The organism is Cetobacterium sp. 2G large (assembly GCF_014250655.1).
Taxonomy (GTDB): Bacteria; Fusobacteriota; Fusobacteriia; order Fusobacteriales; family Fusobacteriaceae; genus Cetobacterium_A; species Cetobacterium_A somerae.
This window is the reverse complement of the sequence record NZ_JACHTH010000005.1, coordinates 1,020,385-1,040,878: the sequence shown is the minus strand read 5'-3', so window position 1 is coordinate 1,040,878 and position 20,494 is coordinate 1,020,385. Positions and strand designations below refer to the sequence as shown.

Below are 20,494 nucleotides of genomic sequence, written 5' to 3'. Positions count from 1 at the left end.
TTATACTTCCATAACTTTTAAATCTTCATCAATAATTAAAGTAGCTTCAGTAGATTTTTCAATATCCTCAATAGATGAGTATGGACTAAGTTCTTTTAAAATAATACCTTTATCAGTAACTTCCATAACACCTTTTTCTGTAATAATCATATTAACTTCACTAGCAGCTGTAAGAGGTAACGTACAGTTTTTTAAGATTTTTGGAGCTCCCTTAGCTGTATGCTCCATAGCAATAATAACTTTTTTAGCTCCCACAACTAAATCCATAGCTCCCCCCATTCCAGGAACCATTTTCCCAGGAACCATCCAGTTTGCTAGATTTCCTTTTTCATCAACTTGTAAAGCTCCTAAAACAGTGGCATCTACATGCCCACCACGAATGATTCCAAATGATGTGAAGCTATCAAAGAAACATCCTCCAGGAGCAATAGTAACTAATGACCCCCCTGCATTAGATATTCTACAATCCTCTTCAGCTTCACAAGGAGTAGGTCCCATACCAATTAAACCATTTTCAGATTGTAGTGCAACATATATAGAATCTGGGATATAGTTAGCAACTTCTGTAGGTAATCCAATTCCTAAATTAACTACATCTCCATCTTTAAATTCTTTAGCAACTCTTCTAGCTATAATCTCTCTAACTCTTTCTTTTGTAAGTTCCATTTATCTTCCTCCCTTAACGATATAGTCCACAAATATTCCTGGAATAACCACTTCGTTAGGATCTAAACATCCATCAATAATCTCTTCAGCTTCAACAATTACTGTATCAGCAGCAGTAGCCATTATAGTATTAAAGTTTCTAGTTGAACCGTGAAATGATACGTTTCCAAAAGAATCAACTTTTGTTCCGTAAATAAGTGCTACATCAGCTCTTAATGGTTTTTCAAGAAGATATTTCTTTCCATCGACTTCAATAACTTCTTTTCCCTCTTGAACAACAGTTCCAATTCCAGTTGGAGTTAAAATTCCACCAAGTCCAGCTCCAGCAGCTCTAATTCTTTCAGCAAGAGTTCCTTGAGGAACTAGAACAACTTCCATTTCACCACTATGCATCTGCTTACCAGTTTCAGGGTTAGTACCAATATGAGATACAATAGCTTTTTTAATTCTTTTGTTAACAACAAGCTTTCCTCTTTCAAAATCTGGAAAACTTGTGTCATTGGCAATAAGAGTTAAGTCCTTAGTACCATTTTCCAATAATTTTTCGATAACCTCCTTAGGAGAGCCACACTTTAAAAAACCTCCAGTCATAAGAGATGAACCGTCTTTAATAAGTGATGCTGCAAAATCAACAGAGACCAATTTTTTCATAACTTCACTCCTTTGTTTAAGTTAGCAAGTACATACTTGCCTATTTTCAGTATGAATATATACCTCATACAGAAAGTAAATGTCAATAGTGAAATAAAAAATATTTTTTTCGAACACAAAAAAGGTGTTACAAACATATAATTAGAGAGAGTTTTTTAAAATAAAAAAATATTTTTATTTTTCCAAAAAATATTTGACAAAAGAGTCAAAAGTAAGGTATATATTGGGATAACATTTAAAAATATGGGCAGAACTGGAGGAATGATGAAAACACGGGATAAAATTTTAGATTGTGCACAAAGACTCTTTTCAGAAGAGGGATTTGATAAAGTTTCAACAAAACGTATTGCCAAGGAAGCAGAGTGTAACGAAGTTACTATTTTTAGATTGTTTGGAACTAAAAATAGAGTTTTAGAGGAGATAATAAATAAATTTGTAGAGGAGAGTAAAATTATTCGTTCTCTACATGAAAGTTTAACGGGAGAGTTAGAACAAGATATAGCTAAAAGCATACTACTTTATCAAAATTTCTTACATCAACATGAGATAATTTTTAGACTTCAACTAAAATTGTCAGATAGTGAGAATCAAAAATTTCTTAGAACAATTGATTTTAAAAACTACTTAGTAGACCATTTTATTGGAGTTTTTCACGAACACAAAATTCATTACTCTCCTGAAACTTTTGTAAACGATATGTTAAGTAGTGTAATGGGTAGTTTTCTTTTAAAAATTTTAACGCAGGGAAAATTCACAGGAGAAAGGGATGGGCATTTTTTAAGTGAAAAAATTAAATTTTATCAAAATTCAATTAATCAATATAAAAAAACTGAGTAAAGAAAAGTAAAAAAGAGAAAACCCTAAAAGCAGGTTTTCTCTTTTTTATTAGTATTTATAGAATCCTTCACCAGATTTTCTTCCAAGTTTTCCAGCTCTAACCATTTTCTTTAAAAGTGAGTGAGCTCTATATTTAGGGTCTCCAAACTCTGTAGCTAAAACATCCATAATTGCTAAAACAACATCAAGTCCAACTAAATCTCCTAAAGCTAGTGGTCCAATTGGGTGATTAGCACCATATTTCATAGCATTATCAATATCTTCAGCAGTGGCAACACCATCAGCTAAAATTCCAATAGCTTCGTTAATCATAGGAATTAAAATTCTATTTACAACAAATCCAGGAGCTTCTTCACATAAAACAGGTTCCTTCCCAAGTTCCTTAGAAAGTTTTAAAATAGTTTCATAAACTTCTTGACTTGTAGTATAGCCTTTAATAATTTCAATAAGCTTCATAACAGGAGCAGGATTGAAGAAGTGCATTCCTATAACTCTTTCAGGGTGCTTTGTAGCACATGCAATCTCAGTTATAGAAAGCGAAGATGTATTAGTTGCAAATATAGCTTTCTCAGAACAGATTTCATCTAATTTAGAAAATAACTCTTTTTTAATATTCATTCTTTCAGATACAGCTTCAATAACTAAATCAGCATCTTTTGCATCAGCAATATTTGAAGTTGTATGAATCTTTGCTAAAATCTCATTTTTTCTATCCTCTGTAATTTTCTCTTTTTCAACTAACTTACTTAAACTTTTTACAAAACCTTTTTTTGCTTTTTCAAGAGCTTCAGCACAAATATCTGTCATTAAAACCTCATGACCACCTGTTGCAAAAACTTGAGCAATACCACTTGCCATAACTCCAGCACCTACAATAAATACTTTCATTGTTCCTCCTTATAACTTTTGTATAGTTTATTTGTTAATAAAGTTTGCTTTTCTTTTTTCTAAAAATGCTGACATACCCTCTTTTTGATCCTCTGTTGAGAAACAAAGTCCAAATAAACTACTTTCAATGAACATTGACGTAGTTTCATCCACTTGAATTCCCTTATTTATAGCTTCTTTTGAATACTGAACTGCCAATTTAGCATTAGAACTAATTTTATTTGCCATATTTAGTGCATATTCCATAAGCTTATCATGCTCAATAACTTGATTAACTAAACCGATAGATTTAGCTTCTTGAGCATCAATAATATTACCTGTATATATAAGTTCTTTAGCTTTAGCTAGACCAACTAATCTAGGAAGTCTTTGAGTTCCACCTGAACCTGGAGTAATACCAAGTGTAACCTCAGGTTGCCCAAGTTTTGCTTTATCAGAAGCAATTCTAATATCACAAGACATAGCAAGTTCGCATCCACCACCAAGAGCAAATCCATTAATAACAGCAATAACAACTTTATTGATATTTTCCACTGCATTAAAAGCATTTGTACCTAAAATACCAAATTCTTTAGCCTCTTTTGTACTTAAATCTTTCATAAAAGAGATATCAGCTCCTGCCACAAAAGAACGTCCCTCACCTGTTAGTAAAATAACATCAATCTCATCATTTTTTTCTAACTGAGAAAAGCATTGGTGAATCTCTTTGTAAGTTTCTTCGTTTAAAGCATTTAAAGATTCAGGTCTGTTAATTTTAACTATACAGATTTTTCCATGAATTTCAGTTAAAAGATTTTTAAATACCATTTTTTCCTCCTTGTTACACAAATTGTAGTTAAAAAATACTTAACGAGACCCTTATTACCTCATAAAAGTTAAATTTGTCAAATTTTTTTATTTTTAAAAAATTTTTTAATGTTTAAAAGTGTCTGTAATGGGATGTTTTAGTGCTAAAATAAAACTTTATAAAAGAAAAAAGTTTTAAATTACTATTGACTTAGAAAAAAACGTGAGGTATATATAGCTACTGACAAAACTAAAGTAAGCACTCACTTACATCCTACTTGAAAAATTTATGAGAAATTAAACATTCTAGGAGGAAAATATGGGAACGGTAACGGCGATAATAAAGCTTAGTCCAGTTTTAGTTTTGGCAGGACTAATGATGAGTGGGTATGATGCATTATTAGCAGCACCTTTAGCAACAGTATATGCAGCACTTGTAGCATCACTTGTGGCAAAGAAAAAAATAAGTGATATTATAGATGCTTGTATAAAAAATGCAAGAGAGATGCAAATAGCCTTTTTTATCCTAATGATGGCATATGCAATGGCAGAAGCTTTTATGTCAACAGGAGTTGGAGCTTCTATAATTAACATAGCTTTAGGATTTGGATTAACAGCTAGAACTGTTGCAGTAGTTGGAGTTATAGTAACATCAATTCTATCAATTGCTACAGGAACAAGTTGGGGAACATTTGCAGCATGTGCACCGATATTCTTATGGCTAAACCACATAGTTCAAGGAAATATGTTCTTAACTTTAGCAGCAATAGCTGGTGGAGCATGTTTTGGAGATAACATTGGTCTTATATCAGATACAACAATAGTAAGTTCTGGAATTCAAAGAGTTGAAGTTGTAAAAAGAATAAGACATCAAGGTGTTTGGTCAGGTTTAGTACTTGTGTGTGCAGTAATAACTTTCTATGTAGTGAGTGTTGCTATGGGATTACCAACAGAAGTTGGAAGTCCAGTTGAGGCTATAAATCAAATACCTGAATCAGCATGGGCCGCTCTAGCAGAAAAAAGAGAGAGTGCAGTAGCATTGCTTAATCAAGTTAAAAGTGGAGTGCCTTATTATATGGTTATTCCTCTAATTCTAGTTTTAGTTTCAGCATTTAAAGGAGTAAATACACTATTATGTTTATTCCTTGGAATTTTTGCATCTTTTGTATGTGGAACTTTTGCTGGAACTGTTGAAAGTCCATCAGCGTTTTTAGATTTAATCTACACAGGATTTGAAGGAGCAGGATCTTGGGTTATCGTAATGATGATGTGGGTTGCAGCATTTGGTGGAATAATGAAAATTATGGATGCCTTCAGACCGGTATCGATTCTTATTAAAAGGATTTCTGGAAATGTTAGACAACTTATGTTCTACAATGGTGTTTTATCAGTATTAGGAAACGCTGCTTTAGCAGATGAAATGGCACAAATTGTAACTATAGGACCAATTATAAAAGAACTTGTTGAAAAAAATGTAAAGGGAAGTCCACAAGATATTGAGACTTTAAGACTTAGAAATGCAACATTTAGTGATGCATTAGGAGTTTTCGGATCTCAACTAATTCCATGGCACGTTTACATAGGGTTCTACTTAGGAATTGCAAATGCAGTGTATCCTTTAGCATCATTTACAGCAATGAGTATTATAAAGTTTAACTTTATGGCTTACATAGCTGTTGGAAGTATTTTAATACTTACTTTAACAGGGCTTGATAGATTTATTCCAAGATTTGCGTTACCATCAGAGCCAAATGTGCAGTTAGCAGGAGAAAACGAAGAGGTAGAAGTAGCAGCAGAAACAGAAGAGTTAGCATAATAAAAAACATGTGAAGGAGAGATAGGAGTTATGACAAAATCAATGATAAGATTAAGAATGAGTTCAGCAGATGCTCATTATGGTGGAAATTTAGTAGACGGAGCAAGAATTTTACAGTTATTTGGAGACGTAGCAACAGAGCTACTTATAAAGCATGATGGGGATGAAGGTTTATTCAAGGCTTATAGTGAGGTAGAGTTCATGGCTCCTGTATATGCTGGAGATTATTTAGAGGTTGTAGGAGAGATTACAAAAGTTGGAAATACTTCAAGAGCCATGAGTTTTGAAGCTAGAAAAGTGATTATTCCAAGAGCTGATATTTGTGATTCAGCAGCAGATTTTTTAGAAGAACCTATTGTAGTGTGTAAAGCAGTTGGTACTTGTGTTGTTCCAAAAGCTGTTCAGAGAAAGGGGTAGACTATGGAAAAGTTGATAATAACAGCAGCAATATGTGGTGCTGAAGTGACAAAAGAACACAATCCAGCTATACCATATACAGTAGAAGAGATTGCTAGAGAAGCTTACAGTGCATATAAAGCGGGAGCGAGTGTTATCCATCTTCATGTTAGAGAGGACGATGGAACTCCAACTCAAAGAAAAGAAAGATATGATGAGTGCATAAAAGCTATAAAAGAGAGATGTCCAGATGTAATAGTTCAACCTTCTACAGGGGGGTCAGTGGGGATGACCTCAGCTGAAAGATTGGAGCCAGTTGATTTAAAACCAGAGATGGCAACATTAGATTGTGGAACATTAAACTTTGGTGGCGATGAAATTTTTGTGAACACTGAGAATATGATTAAAGAGTTTGGAAAAAAGATGATAGATTTGGGTGTTAAGCCAGAGGTTGAAGTTTTTGATAAATCAATGATAGACATGGCAATTAGATTGTGTAAAAAAGGATTTATTAAAGAGCCGATTCACTTTAGTTTTGTAATGGGAGTAAATGGTGGAATTTCTGGAGATTTAAGAGATTTCATATTTTTAAAAGAGAGCATACCTTGTGGATCTACATATTCAGTTGCTGGAATTGGAAGATTTGAATTCACTCTTGCGGCGGCTTCTATAATATCAGGAGGTCACGTAAGAGTTGGATTTGAAGACAATGTATATATTGAAAAAGGTGTATTAGCAAAAAGTAATGGTGAATTAGTTGAAAAAGTTGTAAGACTTGCAAAGGAGTTTGGAAGAGAGATTGCAAATCCAACTGAGGCAAGAAAAATATTAGGTTTAAATTAAGGAGGATATTATGAAAAAGGGATGCAAATTTGGAACACACAGAGTAATAGAGCCTGTTGGATCATTACCACAAGGAGCATTAAAAATATCTAATGATATGGAGATTATGTCAAATGAAGTATTAATTAATGTACAAACTCTAAATATTGATTCAGCTAGTTTTACACAAATTAAAGAAGCATGTAATAAAGATGAGAAAAAAATGGCAGAGATGATTGAAAGTATAGTAGCAGAGAGAGGAAAAATGCAAAATCCTGTTACAGGATCGGGAGGAATGTTAATTGGAACTATTGAAAAAATAGGACCAGATTTCCCTGATAAAAACTTAAAGGTTGGAGATAAAATAGCAACTTTAGTTTCTCTTTCATTAACGCCTTTAAAAATAGAGAAGATTAAAAAGATTAATATTTCAAATGATCAAGTAGACGTAGATGCAAAAGCAATTTTATTTGAAAGTGGAATATATGCTGTTTTACCAAATGATATTCCTGAAAAATTAGCACTTGCAGCACTAGATGTAGCTGGAGCACCTGCTCAAGTTGAAAAGTTAGTTAAAGAGGGAGATACAGTTTGTATAATTGGTGGAGGAGGAAAATCAGGAATCCTTTGTTGTTATCAAGCTATGAAAAATGTAGGAAAAACTGGAAAAGTTATAGTATTTGAATATTCAGAAGCAAATGCTCAAAGAATCAGAGACTTAGGACTTGCTCATGTTGTATTGGTAGGAGACGCAACAAAGCCAGTAGAGATCTATAATAAAATAAATGAAATCACAAATGGGGAGTTATGTGATGTTGTAATAAATAACGTAAATGTTCCTGGAACAGAGATGTCATCAATATTAATAACAAAAGATGATGGAGTAGTTTACTTCTTCTCAATGGCTACATCATTTACAAAAGCTGCTTTAGGGGCAGAGGGTGTAGGTAAAGATGTAACTATGATAGTTGGAAATGGATATACAAAAGGACATGCTAATTTAACTTTAGAAATTATAAGAGAATCAAAAGCAATTAGAGAGTTATTTGAAAAGCTATACGTTTAATTAAAAAATTTATTAAAAAATAAAAAAGGTTTCAATAGAAAATTTTGGAGGAGTTTATCAATGATGAATTTGAGAGAAAGATTTAACGTAACAGATGAGCAGTGGAATGACTGGAGATGGCAAGTTAGAAATAGAATAGAGACTTTAGAGCAACTTGAAAGTTTAATGACATTAACAGAACAAGAGAAAGAGGGGATTAAAAAGTCTTTAGAAACTATTAGAATGGGAATTACTCCATACTATTTAAGTATAATGGATCCTAATAACCCTAAGTGCCCAGTTAGAATGCAAGCAGTTCCATCTATAAATGAGCTACATAAATCAGCAGCAGATCAATTGGATCCACTTCATGAAGATGGTGACTCACCTGTTCCAGGATTAACTCATAGATATCCAGACAGAGTATTACTTTTAGTAACTGATATGTGTTCAATGTATTGTAGACACTGCACAAGAAGAAGATTTGCAGGGCAAACAGACCACGCTTTACCAATGGAAAGAATTGAAAAAGCTATTGAATATATAAGAAATACACCTCAAGTAAGAGATGTACTACTTTCTGGAGGAGATCCATTACTTTTATCTGATGAGAACTTAGAGCATATCATTAGTAAATTAAGAGAGATTCCTCACGTTGAAATTGTAAGAATTGGATCAAGAACTCCAGTTGTTATGCCTCAAAGAATAACTCCAGAACTTTGTAACATGTTAAAAAAATACCACCCAATCTGGTTAAATACTCACTTTAATCACTCTAAAGAGATAACTCCAGAAGCGATTAAAGCTTGTAATATGTTAGCAGATGCAGGAGTTCCTTTAGGAAATCAATCAGTTTTATTAAAAGGAGTAAACGATTGTGTGCATGTAATGAAAGATTTAGTTCATAACTTAGTTAAAATGAGAGTTAGACCATACTACATCTATCAATGTGACTTATCAATGGGGATTGAGCACTTTAGAACACCTGTATCTAAGGGTATTGAAATCATTGAAGGATTAAGAGGTCATACATCAGGATATGCAGTACCTACATTTGTTGTAGATGCTCCAGGTGGAGGAGGAAAAACTCCAGTTATGCCAAACTACATAATCTCTCAATCTCCAGATAAAGTTGTTCTTAGAAACTTTGAGGGAGTAATCACAACATATACTCAACCTACAAACTATGAGAATACTTGTGAATGTGATGTTTGTAAAGGTGAAACAAAGAAAAAACAAGTTGGAGTTGCAGGACTTATGAGTGGATGTGAAGAGACTTTAGAGCCAAGACAACTTGATAGAAAACAAAGAAACGCTCATTAATATATAGAAAGCTTGAAAGGAGAGAATCATGCCCTTTATAAAAGATATAAAAAATTATAAAAGTATAGCAACTATTGGATTAGAAAAAAATGTTGGTAAGACAGAAACTATGAATTATATCTTAAAAAGATTGAAGGATGAAGGGGTTACAACAGCCGTTACCTCAATAGGAATAGATGGAGAAACAGTTGACATAGTGACAGATACATCAAAGCCTGAAATAACAATCTATGAAGGGATGATTTTTGTAACTAGTGAAAAACACTATATAAAAAAGAGATTTCAAGCTGAAATTTTAGATGTTAGTGAAAAATCCACTGCTCTAGGGCGTCTTGTAACAGCAAGAGCCCTAGGAGAGGGAAAAGTTTTACTATCTGGACCATCTAACGGAACTTGGGTAAAAGATATTATAGAGGAAGTTCTAGAAAAAGGTGTAGACAGTGTATTAGTAGATGGGGCCCTATCACGTTTAAGTGTGGGGTCTCCTATTATTACAGAGGGAATAGTTCTATCAACAGGAGCGGCAGTTTCTATTAATAGTAAAGAGATTATAAAAAAAACAAAGCATGTTATAAATCTTTTAAAATTAGATAGTTTAGAGAGGGAAAGAAAAGAGAAAATAATAGATTTAGAGGATGGAATTTATAAAATTTTATGGGAAAAAGATATTATAAATAAGCTACCAATTAAATCAATATTAAATTTTTCACAGTTGGAAGAAAATATATTTCAAGAGGATTGTTCTCTTTATATAACAGGAGTTTTAACAGAAAGATTTATAGAGAGCTTAACAAAGCAGAGTTTTTTAGAAAATATAGAGATAGTTGTAAAAGATTTTACCAAAGTATTTGTATCTGGAGAGATACTAAGTAGATTTATAAGAAAAGGTGGGAAATTAAAGGTATTATTAAAAACAAAATTAGTAGCAATAACAGTTAATCCAGTGGCTCCAACAGGGCATATATTAGATTCAAAGGAGCTCATAAAAGCTATCGAGGAGTTTACAGAGGTACCTGTTGTTAATCTAAGGGAGGAAGGTTATGAACTTTGAAAAAATAGGATTTGATTATATAATTGACACCTTAGATATAGTTAGTAGATTGGGAAGAAGAACATTAAAAAGTATTGAGTTTTCAAAAGATATTTTGAAATTGGAAAAAGAGTTTGAAAATTTACAAAGTGTAATAACTCTTTTAGAAAATAATCCCAAGATTTATACTACATTAAAGAGAAAATTATCAGCATTAAAAGATATTGAGAGTATTGTAAATAGATTATCTAATGGATATATATTAGATGATGTTGAACTTTTTGAAATTAAAATTTTTTCCATGATCTCCCAAGAGATATATGAAATTTTGAGTGAAAATTATAAATTTTTAGCTCCTCAAAATTTGGAAAAAGTAATTGATATATTGGATCCAGATAAACTTAGAATAGCAAGTTTTCATATATATAGTTCCTACTCCATAGAATTATCTGAAGTTAGAAAAGTTATAAAAGAAACTAAAGATGAGACATTATATGAAACTGAGATGCAGTTGGAAGATGATGTAAGAAAGGTTATTAGTAGGAAATTATCAAACTATAATCAAGTTTTAAAAAGTTCTATAAAAAGATTAGGATATTTAGATTTAATTTTAGCAAAAGCACACCAAGCTCAAAAATTAAATTTAGTGAAACCTATATTTACAAATAAAACTGAGCTTAAAGGTGTTTTCAATCCAAAGGTTTTAAAAATATTAGAGGATAAAGACAAGGCATACCAAAAGGTTGATATAACATTGCACAACGGCGTGACAGTTATAACTGGAGCAAATATGTCTGGAAAAACTCTTACATTGAAAACTTTAGGGTTGGTACAAAATATGGCACAAATGGGATTTTATATTCCAGCAATAGAGGGAGAAATACAACTTGTTGATGAGATATGCTTATCAATTGGAGATACTCAATCTTTAGAAGAGGGATTATCATCCTTTGCAGCAGAGATGTTAGAGATAGATAGAATAGTTAAAAAGATAAAAAAAGGTGTAAGGCCTCTTGTTTTAATAGATGAGTTAGCAAGAACGACTAATCCCCAAGAGGGAAGAGCTCTTTTAAAAAGTGTAATAACAATTCTTAATAATTATTTTATAGAATCTGTAATAACAACTCATTATGATCAAGTTGGAGAAGATGTTGTAAAGTTAAGAGTTAAAGGGATTAAGAAAACGGAAATAGAAGAGAATGTAAACTATAAAAATATTGAGGATTATATAGATTACTCTCTAATTCAAGTAGAAGATGATAGTGTTCCAGAGGAAGCATTGACAATAGGGAAACTATTAAAAATAGATGAAGATATTATAAATAACGCATATAAGTATTTATAAGGAGGACGTTAATGTTTAAAAGTAAGTTAGGTTTAGATTTCAATAAGGTAGATAAAGCTAGAGGACTAGCTAAAGATATAGCAGTAGATGTGCAAAAATTTGTAGACTCATATACAACTGTTGCAGTTGAAAGAACAATTTGTAGATTGTTAGAGATAGATGGAGTAGATTGTGACGAGGTGCCATTACCAAACATTGTAGTAGATCATTTAAAAGATAAGGGTGTTTTATCAGAAGGGGTAATGTATTTTATAGGAAACGCTATGCTAGAAACAGGAATGTCTCCTCAAGAGATAGCTGAAAAAGTAAGTTCTGGAGAGTTAGATCTAACTAAGATTAAACAACATAGTAAAGATGAGGTTCAAAAAGCTGTAGAACCTGTTGTAAATAAAGTTGTAGAGAGAATCAAATCAAATAGAGAGCAAAGAGAGAAGTATTTAACAACTATTGGAGAGGGACCAAAACCTTACTTATATGTAATAGTTGCAACAGGAAACATATATGAAGATGTTATCCAAGCTCAAGCTGCAGCAAGACAGGGAGCAGATATAATAGCTGTTATTAGAACAACAGGGCAAAGTTTACTAGACTATGTTCCTTACGGAGCTACAACAGAGGGATTTGGAGGAACTTTTGCAACTCAAGAAAACTTTAGAATTATGAGAAAAGCCCTAGATGAAGTGGGAGAAGAGGTTGGAAGATATATAAGACTTTGTAACTATTGCTCAGGTCTTTGTATGCCAGAGATTGCAGCTATGGGAGCTTTAGAAAGACTTGATGTAATGCTAAATGACGCATTATATGGAATACTATTTAGAGATATAAATATGCAAAGAACATTAGTTGACCAGTTCTTCTCAAGAGTAATAAATGGATTTGCAGGAGTTATAATAAATACAGGAGAGGATAACTATTTAACAACAGCTGATGCAGTGGAAAATGCTCATACAGTTTTAGCGTCAGATTTAATAAATGAGCAGTTAGCATTTATGGCAGGTCTTCCTGAAGAGCAGATGGGATTAGGACATGCATTTGAAATGGACCCAGAGTTAGAAAATGGATTCTTACTAGAATTAGCACAAGCACAAATGACTAGAGAGATTTTCCCTAAGGCGCCATTAAAATATATGCCACCTACAAAGTTTATGACAGGAAATATATTTAAAGGGCACATTCAAGATGCGCTATTTAATCAAGTTGCAATAATGACAGGGCAAGGACTTCAACTGTTAGGAATGATGACAGAGGCTATCCATACACCGTTTATGTCAGATAGATATTTATCAATAGAAAATGCAAGATATATATTTAACAATATGAGAGATTTTGGATCTGAAATTGAGTTTAAAGCAGATGGAATAATTCAAAAAAGAGCTCAGCTTGTTTTAGATGAATCAGTGGAGCTACTTGAGAAAATGGTTGAAGATGGACTGTTTAATTCACTAGAAAAGGGAACTTTTGCAGATATAAAAAGAAGTAGAACAGGTGGAAAAGGATTAGCTGGAGTTGTAGAAAAGGGTTCTAGCTACATGAATCTGTTTATTCCAAAAATGTTAGGAGGGGTTAAGTAATGAGTGGTGGATTATATTCAATGGAAGAAAGAACATTTGATACAACACTAGATTTAAAAGCAGTTAAACCATATGGAGATACAATGAACGATGGAAAAACTCAACTTTCATTTACTTTACCAGTTCCAGCAGGAGCAGAGGGAGTTGAAGCAGCTAAACAACTTATGAAGAAAATGGGATTTGAAAATCCACAAGTTTCATACTTTAAAGAGTTAACAGATGGATTTACATTTTTTAACTGTTATGGAAACTGTACTCATACAGTTGACTATGAGTCTATCTATGTTCCAAAAGTTGAATCAACAACATGGTCAATGGAGGAAACTGATAAGTTTGTAAAAGAAAATATTGGAAGAAAAATAGTTGTGTTAGGTGCAAGTACAGGAACAGATGCACACACTGTTGGAATAGATGCTGTAATGAACATGAAAGGTTATGCAGGACACTATGGATTAGAAAGATATGAGATGATAGAGGCTTTAAACATGGGAAGTCAGGTTTTAAATGAGGACTTTATAGCTAAAGCTATTGAAATAGGTGCTGATGTGCTTTTAGTTTCTCAAACAGTTACTCAAAAGGATGTTCATATTAAAAACTTAATTGAGCTTATTGAAATGTTAGAGGCAGAGGGATTAAGAGATAAGATGTTAGTAATTTGTGGTGGAGCTAGAATCACACATGAACTAGCTAAAGAGTTGGGATATGATGCTGGATTTGGAACTGGAACATATGCAGATGATGTAGCTTCATATGCTGTTCAAGAGTTAGCAAAAAGATTGAATAAATAAAAAGAATTGGGTGTACTTATGTATACCCTTTTACTTTTAAAAAGGAGAGTTATGGAGTTTGTAGTTAATGTTTTTACACATAATGGAAAAGGTGGGAATAAAGCTGGAGTAGTAATGTTAAAAGAGGATATTTTAAAAGATGAGTGTCAAAAAAAAGCTAAAGAGTTGGGATTTTCAGAGACAGTTTTTGTAAAAAAAATATCTGAAAAAATATTTGAATTAAAATTTTATACTCCTCAGTGTGAAATAGAGTTTTGTGGTCATGCTTCTTTAGGAGCTTTTTACATTTTGAAAAAAACTGGTATTATTGAAGAGGGGGAGTATATAGAAAGGTTGAATTTTAAGGATTTAAAAGTTAGAGTAGAGAAAAGAGAGATATTTTTAGAACAAGATAGTATAAAAATAGAGGGGATATCAGAAATAGAGCAAATATTAAATTCCATAGGAGTAAAAAATGAGGAGCTGCATGAGAATTTAGAAATAGTTATTGGATATAGTGGATTAAGAGATATATTAATTCCAGTTAAAAATAGAAAGGTATTAAATAATTTAAAGATTGATTTAGAAAAAATAAAGTATATATCAAAAGATTATAGCGCAGTGGGATATCATGTATATACTATTGAAAATAATAGAGTTTATTGTAGAAATTTTGCACCACTTTATGGAATAGATGAGGAGGCAGCAACTGGAAGTTCAAATGGAGCACTTTTTGGATATTTAAATACAATTGAAAGATATAAAAGTGATTATTTGGAGTTTTTTCAAGGAGAAAACTATGGAGCTTGTTCTAAAATAACAGGTAGAGTTATTGATGGTAAGATATATGTAGGGAGTGAGTTTTAAGCAAAGCTTAAAACTCAATTATTCTAGTTGAGATTTTATTAACAAAATCCATTTCATGGCTAACAATGACCATAGTCATATCTTTATTATCTTTTAACTCTTCAATAACTTTTAAAACCTCTGCAGTCATAAAAGGATCTAAAGCTGAAGTGGGTTCATCAAAAAGTAAAACTTCAGGGTCTTTTGCTAGAGCACGAGCAATAGCGACTCTTTGTTTTTGTCCACCAGAAAGATATTTGGGATAAGTATTTTCTTTATCAGATAATCCAACTCTTTCTAGAAGTTTTTTAGCTTTTTCAATGGCAGTAGCCTTTTCAATTTTATCAACTAATATAAGAGGTTCAGTAATATTTTCTAATACTGTTTTATTTGGAAAAAGGTTAAAATTTTGAAAAACCATACCCATTTTTTTTCGATTGCATATAATTTCACCAGAACCAAACTCTTCAAGTCCAATTAGACATCTTAAAAATGTTGATTTTCCTTTTCCAGAAGGCCCAATAATTGAGACGATTTCTCCTTTTTTTATTTCTAGAGTTAAATTATTAAAAACATTGTTTTCTCCAAAAGATTTATTTAAATTTTTAACTTGAATAGCCATTATATAGTCACCTTCTTCTCAATATTTTTTAAAATTAAAATAATAATAGTTGATAATCCTAAGTAGATTCCAGCACATATAATAAATGGCGTAATTGTAAACTCTCTTGTAACAATCTCTTTTGAATTTCTTAGTATCTCAGCCATTCCAATAGCAGAAACTAAAGATGTATCTTTAATAAGAGCGATAGCTTCATTTGAAAGAGCTGGTAAAGCTGTAATTAAGCTCTGTGGAAGAATTATTTTAAACATAGTTTGCCAATAACTATAACCTAAAACTTGAGCAGCTTCAAATTGCCCAGAATCAACTCCTAAAATACTTCCTCTAAAAATTTCAGATATATATGCAGCATAATTAATTGTAAAAGTTATAAGTGCTGCATGAAAAGGTTCTAAAACAACTCCAAAAACAGGTAAGCCATAATAAACGAAGAAAAGTTGTAATAAAAGAGGTGTTCCTCTAAATATCCATGTGTATATTTGAATTCCAACATTTAATATCTTATTTTTTGAAACTCTTCCAAGAGAAAGTAAAATTCCTAAAGGTAAAGATAAAATCAAAGTAAAGAAGTAAAGTTTTAAAGTTAGAGTTAATCCTTGTAGTATATAAAATAAATTGTTTTCCATAAATAATCCTTCCTTAAAATAAAGTTTTAGTTATTACCAAACCATTTTTGGTAAATTTTATTAAATGAACCGTCGGCTTTCATATTAGCTAAAGTTTCATCTATTTTATTTTTTAGTGATAAATCTTGCTTTCTCATACCAATTCCCATTTGTTGTTTGTCTAAAATTTCATTTAAAACAACAAAGCCATCTTTTTTAGCAACATAGTATTTACCGACAACAGCATCAATAACAACAGCATCAGTTCTACCTGCTTCTAAATCTAAAAGAGCTTCAACATTCGTAGAGTACTTATTAACTTTACCAGTTGTTTTAGCTAAAGGTGAATTTTCAAAGGCAAAGTATGAAGCACTACCTAATTGAACACCAACATTTTTACCTTTTAAATCTTCAAAAGATTTTATATTAGGATTTCTAACAATAACAATTTGATCATCATCAAAATAGGGTGTAGAAAAAGCTATTTGTTGCTCTCTTTGAGGAGTTATAGTAAGACCATTCCAAATTAAATCAATCTTTTTACTTCTTAAATCAAATATTATTCCATCCCATTCGCATGGTTTAAAGACAGCTTTAACTCCCATTCTACTAGCAACTTCATTAGCTAAATCAATATCAAAGCCAATGATATTTCCTTTTTCATCTCTAAATCCCATAGGAGCAAAAGTATCGTCAAGCCCAATAACCATCTCTCCTTTTTCTTGAAGATTTTTTAAAGCATTATCCTTAGCAAAAGATATTGAAAATATAGTGAAAGTCAATAATAAAAGTTTAAATATTTTTTTCATAAAATTCCTCCTTAATATAGATTATTAAAAACAAAAAAGCCACCTAGAACGTATCTAGATGGCTTTAAAAGAAGAGATATTTTTCTTTTTCGTTGTCATCATAGATACAGACTCAAGTTTGCAATACAACAAGAGTCTGTATCTATGAAAAATTCACAGGAACAAACTCTAATATCTATGATGATGATGTAATGAGTTTAAAACAACGAACAATTGCGACATATCTTCCTCCTAAATTTTTTTTTGTTTTATATTTTACAATAATACTGCTAAATTTTTAATATGTCAAGAAAAAATAAAAAAAATTTTTATTTTTTAACTGGTTTTAAAGTTTCTTGTAAAGTTTTTACAGAAAACTCAACATCTTTAGGTGAACCACCAGTATTTAACATAATATTTTTTTTATAATTTGCAGATAGAACAAAAGCATAGTCTTTTATAGATGGATTAGTAAAAACTAAGATACCATTTCCAAAGTCACACTCTTGTGTAACAAGTTTAAATCCTTTTTCTTCTAATAAGTTTATAGAGTTAGCTATAGCATCATTTAACTTAGCGTATGTTTTATAATCTGTAACTTCAACATGAGAATCTCCTTTTTTAAAGTTAAATCCTTCATCTTTTTTCACATACTCTAATTTATAACCATCTTTTTCCATTTTTTCTTTTAATTTAGGAAAGTTATAATTATCGCTATTAGCTAAAAGACTAGCTGAAAGAGTAAGAGAGAATAAAAATAATAATATTTTTTTCATTGAAAACCTCCTAATTAATATCTATTTCTATAATAGTTTCTAAAAGCTCGTTCATCTCTTTCATGACCGATAGCAGCTCCAGCAAGAGCACCAATACCAGCACCAATTAAAGTACCAGCAGTATTTCTACCAATAAGTTGACCAGCAAGAGCACCAACAGCAGCTCCACCTAAAGCACCATCTCTAACTCTTGGAGTATTGTACATACCATTATTAGCACATCCAACTAAAGCAGAGAGTAAAACTGATAAAAAGATAAATCTTTTAAGCATATAAGTTACCTCCTTAAAATTATTAAAAAATTTAGATTTTAAACTTTAAGTTATTTACGTACAAAATTAGAATATTCCTTTTAAAAAAATATAAAAGTTATTGACAAAGCTCTCTAATTGGTATAGAATAACAACGAAAGGCCTGAGTGACGGAATTGGTAGACGTAGCGGACTCAAAATCCGCCGGTGTTTGCACCTTGGGGGTTCGAGTCCCCCCTCAGGCACCAATAAGCTCTTAATCATATATGTTTTATTGAAATTTTACTAAAAAGTATTATTTAAATAGAATATATATGATTTTTTTTTTAACAGTGGGGGAAGAAAATGAATGATACAAATATTAAAATATTAATGCTTTTGCTTCAAGATACCTTTGTATTAGAAGAGCTTTCAATGTATCTAAATTTAGAAAAAAGCTCAATAAGTAAGTCAATAAAACAGATAAATAGCTTTTTAGAGGAGGAAAAATATCCAAAGATAGAGATGAATGAGAATAAATATATTATCTCTTTATCGAAAAAACAGCAAGAGATACTCTTTAATAGAAAAATACTTATGACATCTGATGAGATATATGACTACTTATATATAAAGTTTATACACAATGGTTTTATAAATTTAGAAGAGGAACGAGAAAAATTAGATTTATCTAGAAGTTCTATTTTTAGATTGTTTACAAAAGTAAAAGACAGCTTAAATAAAAATGGGTCTAAATATGTATATATTCATGGAAAAGGAATAGAGTTATGCCACCTTTCTCCTAAAGATTTACATCTTTTTTTTAAAATTTTAGTTAAGTATTTTTTTAAAATAGATTTTTCTTTAAATAGAGTCAATCTTTTAGATGAAGTTTTAAAAATATATAATACAAGAGAGTTAACAATTAAATTAGGAAAAGTTTTTAAAGAGAATAAGATGTCTTTAAGTAGTTTCTTAATAGCATTTTTATGTGCTCTACATGTATGTACTAGATTATTTAAGGAGATAGATTTAAAGTTAGAGTGTAACTATGATGAGTATGTTAACCTTAAAAATAGTTTAAATAATCATTTAAAAGATTTTGATTTGAGATATCAGGAACAAGTTTTTTACTTTTTAGCAAATAATTTAAGTAGTGCTGTACCATTTGAACCTGAAGTTTTAGCTAAAGTAAAAAAGCTTATGCCTAAGATAAAAGAGGTTTTTAATCTAGGGGAAATGAAAAGTATTTATGAAAAAATGTTATTAAAAAAGCTCTGTTATTCAATTTTTAAATATGAAGGAAAAATACTAAAAGTTAAAAAAATCGATTTAAAAGATATTGATTCTATAATTTTAAATATTTTTAATAATATTTTAAAAAGTGAAAACATGGGAATGTACTTTAGTGATAAAGTTATTATAGTTCAAATATTAAAAAAAATAATTTTAGATAAAAATAAATTAGAATTAAAGAAAATATTATTATTGTTTAATGAAGTAAATATATTAGATGATAGCTTTTTGAGAAATGAATTGAAAAGACATTTTAAAAATTATGAGTTTACAGTTGAACCATCATTTTTTTATAAAATAAATAGAGAGTTTTATAGTAACAATTTTGATTTAATATTAAGTGACGAACCAAGTTTAAAAGGAAATATAAAAATTATAAATATTCTTAATTTAAATGATATTGTTGAGAGCATTCATGAGGAGATTTTAGAAAATCATTTAAAAAGGAGAAAAGCCTCTACGAATTAGAGGCTTTTTTAGGGATTAATTATTTTTATCTTTTAACACTTATAAACTTTAGACTACTAAAGTAGTTAAAAAAGTTTTAAAATTATAATAAAATTATAATAAAATTAAATTTAATACAATTTATAAAAAAATATGAGGTGAAAAAAATTGAAAATAGTTCAAACATCATCAACAAGCGCTTCTCTTGTTGAATTTCAGTTAGAAAGAGGAGAAAGTATAAGAATAGAACCAGGGTGCATGGTTTATAAAGATGGGTGCATAAATTTAGAAGGGAAAGTAAATGGAGGTTTTTTTGCAGCAATAGGAAAAGCTTTTTTAGGAGGAGAGAGTTTTTTTACATCTGTAGCTACAGCTAAATCTTCAGGAAGAGTTGCAGTTGCTCCAAAGGGATTTGGAAATATAAAAGTTTTAAATGTATCTTCAGGAAATCAATGGTATATTAATGACGGAGCATTTTTAGCATGTAATACTTCAGTTGATTATACATCGACTAGACAAAAAAGACTGTTGAACTCTATTTTAGGAGGAACAGGTGGTTTCTTTATTTTAAAATCTAAAGGAGAGGGAGAGCTTTTAGTTAATGGATTTGGAGATTTAATTGAAATAGAACTAGATGGTTCTCAACCTTTTCAAATTGACAACGGGCATGTAGTATGTTGGCAAGAGACATTAGATTATAGATTAGAAATAGCAAGTGGACTATTTGGATTTAAATCTGGAGAGGGACTATTAAATACTTTTAAAGGAAAGGGAAAAGTGATTATTCAAACTAGAAATATTCAATCTTTTGTAGATATTTTAGTTGATTATATACCATTCCCAAAGCAGGATAAAAACTAAGTGTTTCGTAAAGATGTGAGAAATCACATCTTTTTTTATTTTAATTAGTTTGACAAAGATATGAAAAAGTGTTAAATTCA

Annotated in this window: 22 protein-coding genes and 1 tRNA gene; 14 read left to right on the top strand and 9 right to left on the bottom strand. The window is 30.9% G+C overall.

From position 1 onward, the window contains the following. Together H5J23_RS07840 and H5J23_RS07835 are read right to left on the bottom strand one after the other, a co-directional pair. Entirely contained in the window at positions 1 to 666 is a 666-nt protein-coding gene (locus tag H5J23_RS07840; protein WP_023051637.1) for a 3-oxoacid CoA-transferase subunit B, read from the bottom strand. Further along, positions 667 to 1,317, bottom strand: a complete 651-nt coding sequence (locus tag H5J23_RS07835) for a CoA transferase subunit A (protein ID WP_023051636.1) — start codon at positions 1,315 to 1,317, stop codon at positions 667 to 669. A gap of 264 nt (positions 1,318 to 1,581) precedes the next feature. Here H5J23_RS07835 and H5J23_RS07830 point away from each other — a divergent pair, with 264 nt between their 5' ends. After that, entirely contained in the window at positions 1,582 to 2,154 is a 573-nt protein-coding gene (locus tag H5J23_RS07830; RefSeq protein WP_051364108.1) for a TetR/AcrR family transcriptional regulator, read from the top strand. A 48-nt stretch (positions 2,155 to 2,202) separates the two neighbouring features. Here H5J23_RS07830 and H5J23_RS07825 read toward each other — a convergent pair whose 3' ends face one another. Then, entirely contained in the window at positions 2,203 to 3,042 is an 840-nt protein-coding gene (locus H5J23_RS07825; RefSeq protein ID WP_185891694.1) for a 3-hydroxybutyryl-CoA dehydrogenase, read from the bottom strand. Between the two features lie 27 nt (positions 3,043 to 3,069). Beyond that, positions 3,070 to 3,849 carry an enoyl-CoA hydratase-related protein gene (locus H5J23_RS07820; protein WP_023051633.1) on the bottom strand — a complete coding sequence of 260 codons (780 nt, stop codon included), beginning with the start codon at positions 3,847 to 3,849 and terminating at the stop codon, positions 3,070 to 3,072. Positions 3,850 to 4,147: 298 nt separating this feature from the next. Here H5J23_RS07820 and H5J23_RS07815 point away from each other — a divergent pair, with 298 nt between their 5' ends. The 10 genes from H5J23_RS07815 to H5J23_RS07770 are packed head-to-tail and all read left to right on the top strand — an operon-like array spanning position 4,148 to position 14,810. Beyond that, the gene (locus H5J23_RS07815) at positions 4,148 to 5,644 is read left to right on the top strand and encodes a Na+/H+ antiporter NhaC family protein (RefSeq protein WP_023051632.1); all 1,497 of its coding nucleotides are present in this window, start codon (positions 4,148 to 4,150) and stop codon (positions 5,642 to 5,644) included. A 30-nt stretch (positions 5,645 to 5,674) separates the two neighbouring features. Further along, complete coding sequence (locus H5J23_RS07810; protein WP_023051631.1) at positions 5,675 to 6,061, top strand: hotdog domain-containing protein; 387 nt, start codon at positions 5,675 to 5,677, stop codon at positions 6,059 to 6,061. Positions 6,062 to 6,064: 3 nt separating this feature from the next. Then, positions 6,065 to 6,883 (top strand): 3-keto-5-aminohexanoate cleavage protein, encoded by an 819-nt coding sequence (locus tag H5J23_RS07805; RefSeq protein WP_023051630.1) that lies wholly within the window; start codon positions 6,065 to 6,067, stop codon positions 6,881 to 6,883. A gap of 10 nt (positions 6,884 to 6,893) precedes the next feature. Then, a complete protein-coding gene (locus H5J23_RS07800; protein ID WP_023051629.1) occupies positions 6,894 to 7,928 on the top strand; it encodes a zinc-binding dehydrogenase in 1,035 nt (344 codons plus the stop codon). Positions 7,929 to 7,988: 60 nt separating this feature from the next. Next, a complete protein-coding gene (ablA, locus tag H5J23_RS07795; protein ID WP_023051628.1) occupies positions 7,989 to 9,230 on the top strand; it encodes a lysine 2,3-aminomutase in 1,242 nt (413 codons plus the stop codon). A 28-nt stretch (positions 9,231 to 9,258) separates the two neighbouring features. Further along, entirely contained in the window at positions 9,259 to 10,281 is a 1,023-nt protein-coding gene (locus tag H5J23_RS07790) for a hypothetical protein (protein WP_023051627.1), read from the top strand. After that, entirely contained in the window at positions 10,271 to 11,605 is a 1,335-nt protein-coding gene (locus tag H5J23_RS07785; protein ID WP_185891692.1) for a DNA mismatch repair protein MutS, read from the top strand. Before H5J23_RS07790 ends, H5J23_RS07785 begins: the two co-directional genes overlap by 11 nt. Before the next feature lie 11 nt (positions 11,606 to 11,616). Beyond that, complete coding sequence (locus H5J23_RS07780; protein WP_185891691.1) at positions 11,617 to 13,176, top strand: lysine 5,6-aminomutase subunit alpha; 1,560 nt, start codon at positions 11,617 to 11,619, stop codon at positions 13,174 to 13,176. Next, positions 13,176 to 13,964 carry an OAM dimerization domain-containing protein gene (locus tag H5J23_RS07775; protein ID WP_023051624.1) on the top strand — a complete coding sequence of 263 codons (789 nt, stop codon included), beginning with the start codon at positions 13,176 to 13,178 and terminating at the stop codon, positions 13,962 to 13,964. Before H5J23_RS07780 ends, H5J23_RS07775 begins: the two co-directional genes overlap by 1 nt. Positions 13,965 to 14,015: 51 nt before the next feature. Then, positions 14,016 to 14,810 (top strand): PhzF family phenazine biosynthesis protein, encoded by a 795-nt coding sequence (locus H5J23_RS07770; RefSeq protein ID WP_185891689.1) that lies wholly within the window; start codon positions 14,016 to 14,018, stop codon positions 14,808 to 14,810. A gap of 7 nt (positions 14,811 to 14,817) precedes the next feature. Here the strand turns inward: H5J23_RS07770 and H5J23_RS07765 are convergent, their stop codons facing one another. The 5 genes from H5J23_RS07765 to H5J23_RS07745 form a co-directional block, all read right to left on the bottom strand. Further along, positions 14,818 to 15,411 carry an amino acid ABC transporter ATP-binding protein gene (locus tag H5J23_RS07765; protein WP_023051622.1) on the bottom strand — a complete coding sequence of 198 codons (594 nt, stop codon included), beginning with the start codon at positions 15,409 to 15,411 and terminating at the stop codon, positions 14,818 to 14,820. After that, on the bottom strand, positions 15,411 to 16,037 hold the full coding sequence (locus tag H5J23_RS07760) for an amino acid ABC transporter permease (protein ID WP_023051621.1): 627 nt from the start codon (positions 16,035 to 16,037) through the stop codon (positions 15,411 to 15,413). Before H5J23_RS07760 ends, H5J23_RS07765 begins: the two co-directional genes overlap by 1 nt. A gap of 26 nt (positions 16,038 to 16,063) precedes the next feature. Then, complete coding sequence (locus H5J23_RS07755; RefSeq protein WP_185891688.1) at positions 16,064 to 16,825, bottom strand: amino acid ABC transporter substrate-binding protein; 762 nt, start codon at positions 16,823 to 16,825, stop codon at positions 16,064 to 16,066. A 308-nt stretch (positions 16,826 to 17,133) separates the two neighbouring features. Next, positions 17,134 to 17,580 carry a hypothetical protein gene (locus H5J23_RS07750; protein ID WP_023051619.1) on the bottom strand — a complete coding sequence of 149 codons (447 nt, stop codon included), beginning with the start codon at positions 17,578 to 17,580 and terminating at the stop codon, positions 17,134 to 17,136. Between the two features lie 14 nt (positions 17,581 to 17,594). Further along, positions 17,595 to 17,852 carry a glycine zipper domain-containing protein gene (locus tag H5J23_RS07745; RefSeq protein ID WP_023051618.1) on the bottom strand — a complete coding sequence of 86 codons (258 nt, stop codon included), beginning with the start codon at positions 17,850 to 17,852 and terminating at the stop codon, positions 17,595 to 17,597. Between the two features lie 140 nt (positions 17,853 to 17,992). Between H5J23_RS07745 and H5J23_RS07740 the strand changes: the two genes are divergently transcribed. The 3 genes from H5J23_RS07740 to H5J23_RS07730 all read left to right on the top strand — a co-directional run bounded on the left by H5J23_RS07740 (position 17,993) and on the right by H5J23_RS07730 (position 20,414). Beyond that, positions 17,993 to 18,079 (top strand) — tRNA-Leu (locus H5J23_RS07740). Between the two features lie 97 nt (positions 18,080 to 18,176). Further along, positions 18,177 to 19,574: a hypothetical protein gene (locus H5J23_RS07735; RefSeq protein ID WP_185891686.1), complete on the top strand. Its 1,398-nt coding sequence runs from the start codon at positions 18,177 to 18,179 to the stop codon at positions 19,572 to 19,574. A 147-nt stretch (positions 19,575 to 19,721) separates the two neighbouring features. Further along, positions 19,722 to 20,414, top strand: coding sequence for a TIGR00266 family protein (locus H5J23_RS07730; protein ID WP_185891684.1), 693 nt, complete (start codon positions 19,722 to 19,724; stop codon positions 20,412 to 20,414). The last annotated feature ends 80 nt before the right edge of the window (positions 20,415 to 20,494 follow it).

What these genes read in the sequence shown, in the direction of transcription:
- H5J23_RS07840 (WP_023051637.1), bottom strand. Translation starts at nt 666, where the DNA reads ATGGAACTTACAAAAGAAAGAGTTAGAGAGATTATAGCTAGAAGAGTT.
- H5J23_RS07835 (WP_023051636.1), bottom strand. Translation starts at nt 1,317, where the DNA reads ATGAAAAAATTGGTCTCTGTTGATTTTGCAGCATCACTTATTAAAGAC.
- H5J23_RS07830 (WP_051364108.1), top strand. Translation starts at nt 1,582, where the DNA reads ATGAAAACACGGGATAAAATTTTAGATTGTGCACAAAGACTCTTTTCA.
- H5J23_RS07825 (WP_185891694.1), bottom strand. Translation starts at nt 3,042, where the DNA reads ATGAAAGTATTTATTGTAGGTGCTGGAGTTATGGCAAGTGGTATTGCT.
- H5J23_RS07820 (WP_023051633.1), bottom strand. Translation starts at nt 3,849, where the DNA reads ATGGTATTTAAAAATCTTTTAACTGAAATTCATGGAAAAATCTGTATA.
- H5J23_RS07815 (WP_023051632.1), top strand. Translation starts at nt 4,148, where the DNA reads ATGGGAACGGTAACGGCGATAATAAAGCTTAGTCCAGTTTTAGTTTTG.
- H5J23_RS07810 (WP_023051631.1), top strand. Translation starts at nt 5,675, where the DNA reads ATGACAAAATCAATGATAAGATTAAGAATGAGTTCAGCAGATGCTCAT.
- H5J23_RS07805 (WP_023051630.1), top strand. Translation starts at nt 6,065, where the DNA reads ATGGAAAAGTTGATAATAACAGCAGCAATATGTGGTGCTGAAGTGACA.
- H5J23_RS07800 (WP_023051629.1), top strand. Translation starts at nt 6,894, where the DNA reads ATGAAAAAGGGATGCAAATTTGGAACACACAGAGTAATAGAGCCTGTT.
- ablA (WP_023051628.1), top strand. Translation starts at nt 7,989, where the DNA reads ATGATGAATTTGAGAGAAAGATTTAACGTAACAGATGAGCAGTGGAAT.
- H5J23_RS07790 (WP_023051627.1), top strand. Translation starts at nt 9,259, where the DNA reads ATGCCCTTTATAAAAGATATAAAAAATTATAAAAGTATAGCAACTATT.
- H5J23_RS07785 (WP_185891692.1), top strand. Translation starts at nt 10,271, where the DNA reads ATGAACTTTGAAAAAATAGGATTTGATTATATAATTGACACCTTAGAT.
- H5J23_RS07780 (WP_185891691.1), top strand. Translation starts at nt 11,617, where the DNA reads ATGTTTAAAAGTAAGTTAGGTTTAGATTTCAATAAGGTAGATAAAGCT.
- H5J23_RS07775 (WP_023051624.1), top strand. Translation starts at nt 13,176, where the DNA reads ATGAGTGGTGGATTATATTCAATGGAAGAAAGAACATTTGATACAACA.
- H5J23_RS07770 (WP_185891689.1), top strand. Translation starts at nt 14,016, where the DNA reads ATGGAGTTTGTAGTTAATGTTTTTACACATAATGGAAAAGGTGGGAAT.
- H5J23_RS07765 (WP_023051622.1), bottom strand. Translation starts at nt 15,411, where the DNA reads ATGGCTATTCAAGTTAAAAATTTAAATAAATCTTTTGGAGAAAACAAT.
- H5J23_RS07760 (WP_023051621.1), bottom strand. Translation starts at nt 16,037, where the DNA reads ATGGAAAACAATTTATTTTATATACTACAAGGATTAACTCTAACTTTA.
- H5J23_RS07755 (WP_185891688.1), bottom strand. Translation starts at nt 16,825, where the DNA reads ATGAAAAAAATATTTAAACTTTTATTATTGACTTTCACTATATTTTCA.
- H5J23_RS07750 (WP_023051619.1), bottom strand. Translation starts at nt 17,580, where the DNA reads ATGAAAAAAATATTATTATTTTTATTCTCTCTTACTCTTTCAGCTAGT.
- H5J23_RS07745 (WP_023051618.1), bottom strand. Translation starts at nt 17,852, where the DNA reads ATGCTTAAAAGATTTATCTTTTTATCAGTTTTACTCTCTGCTTTAGTT.
- H5J23_RS07735 (WP_185891686.1), top strand. Translation starts at nt 18,177, where the DNA reads ATGAATGATACAAATATTAAAATATTAATGCTTTTGCTTCAAGATACC.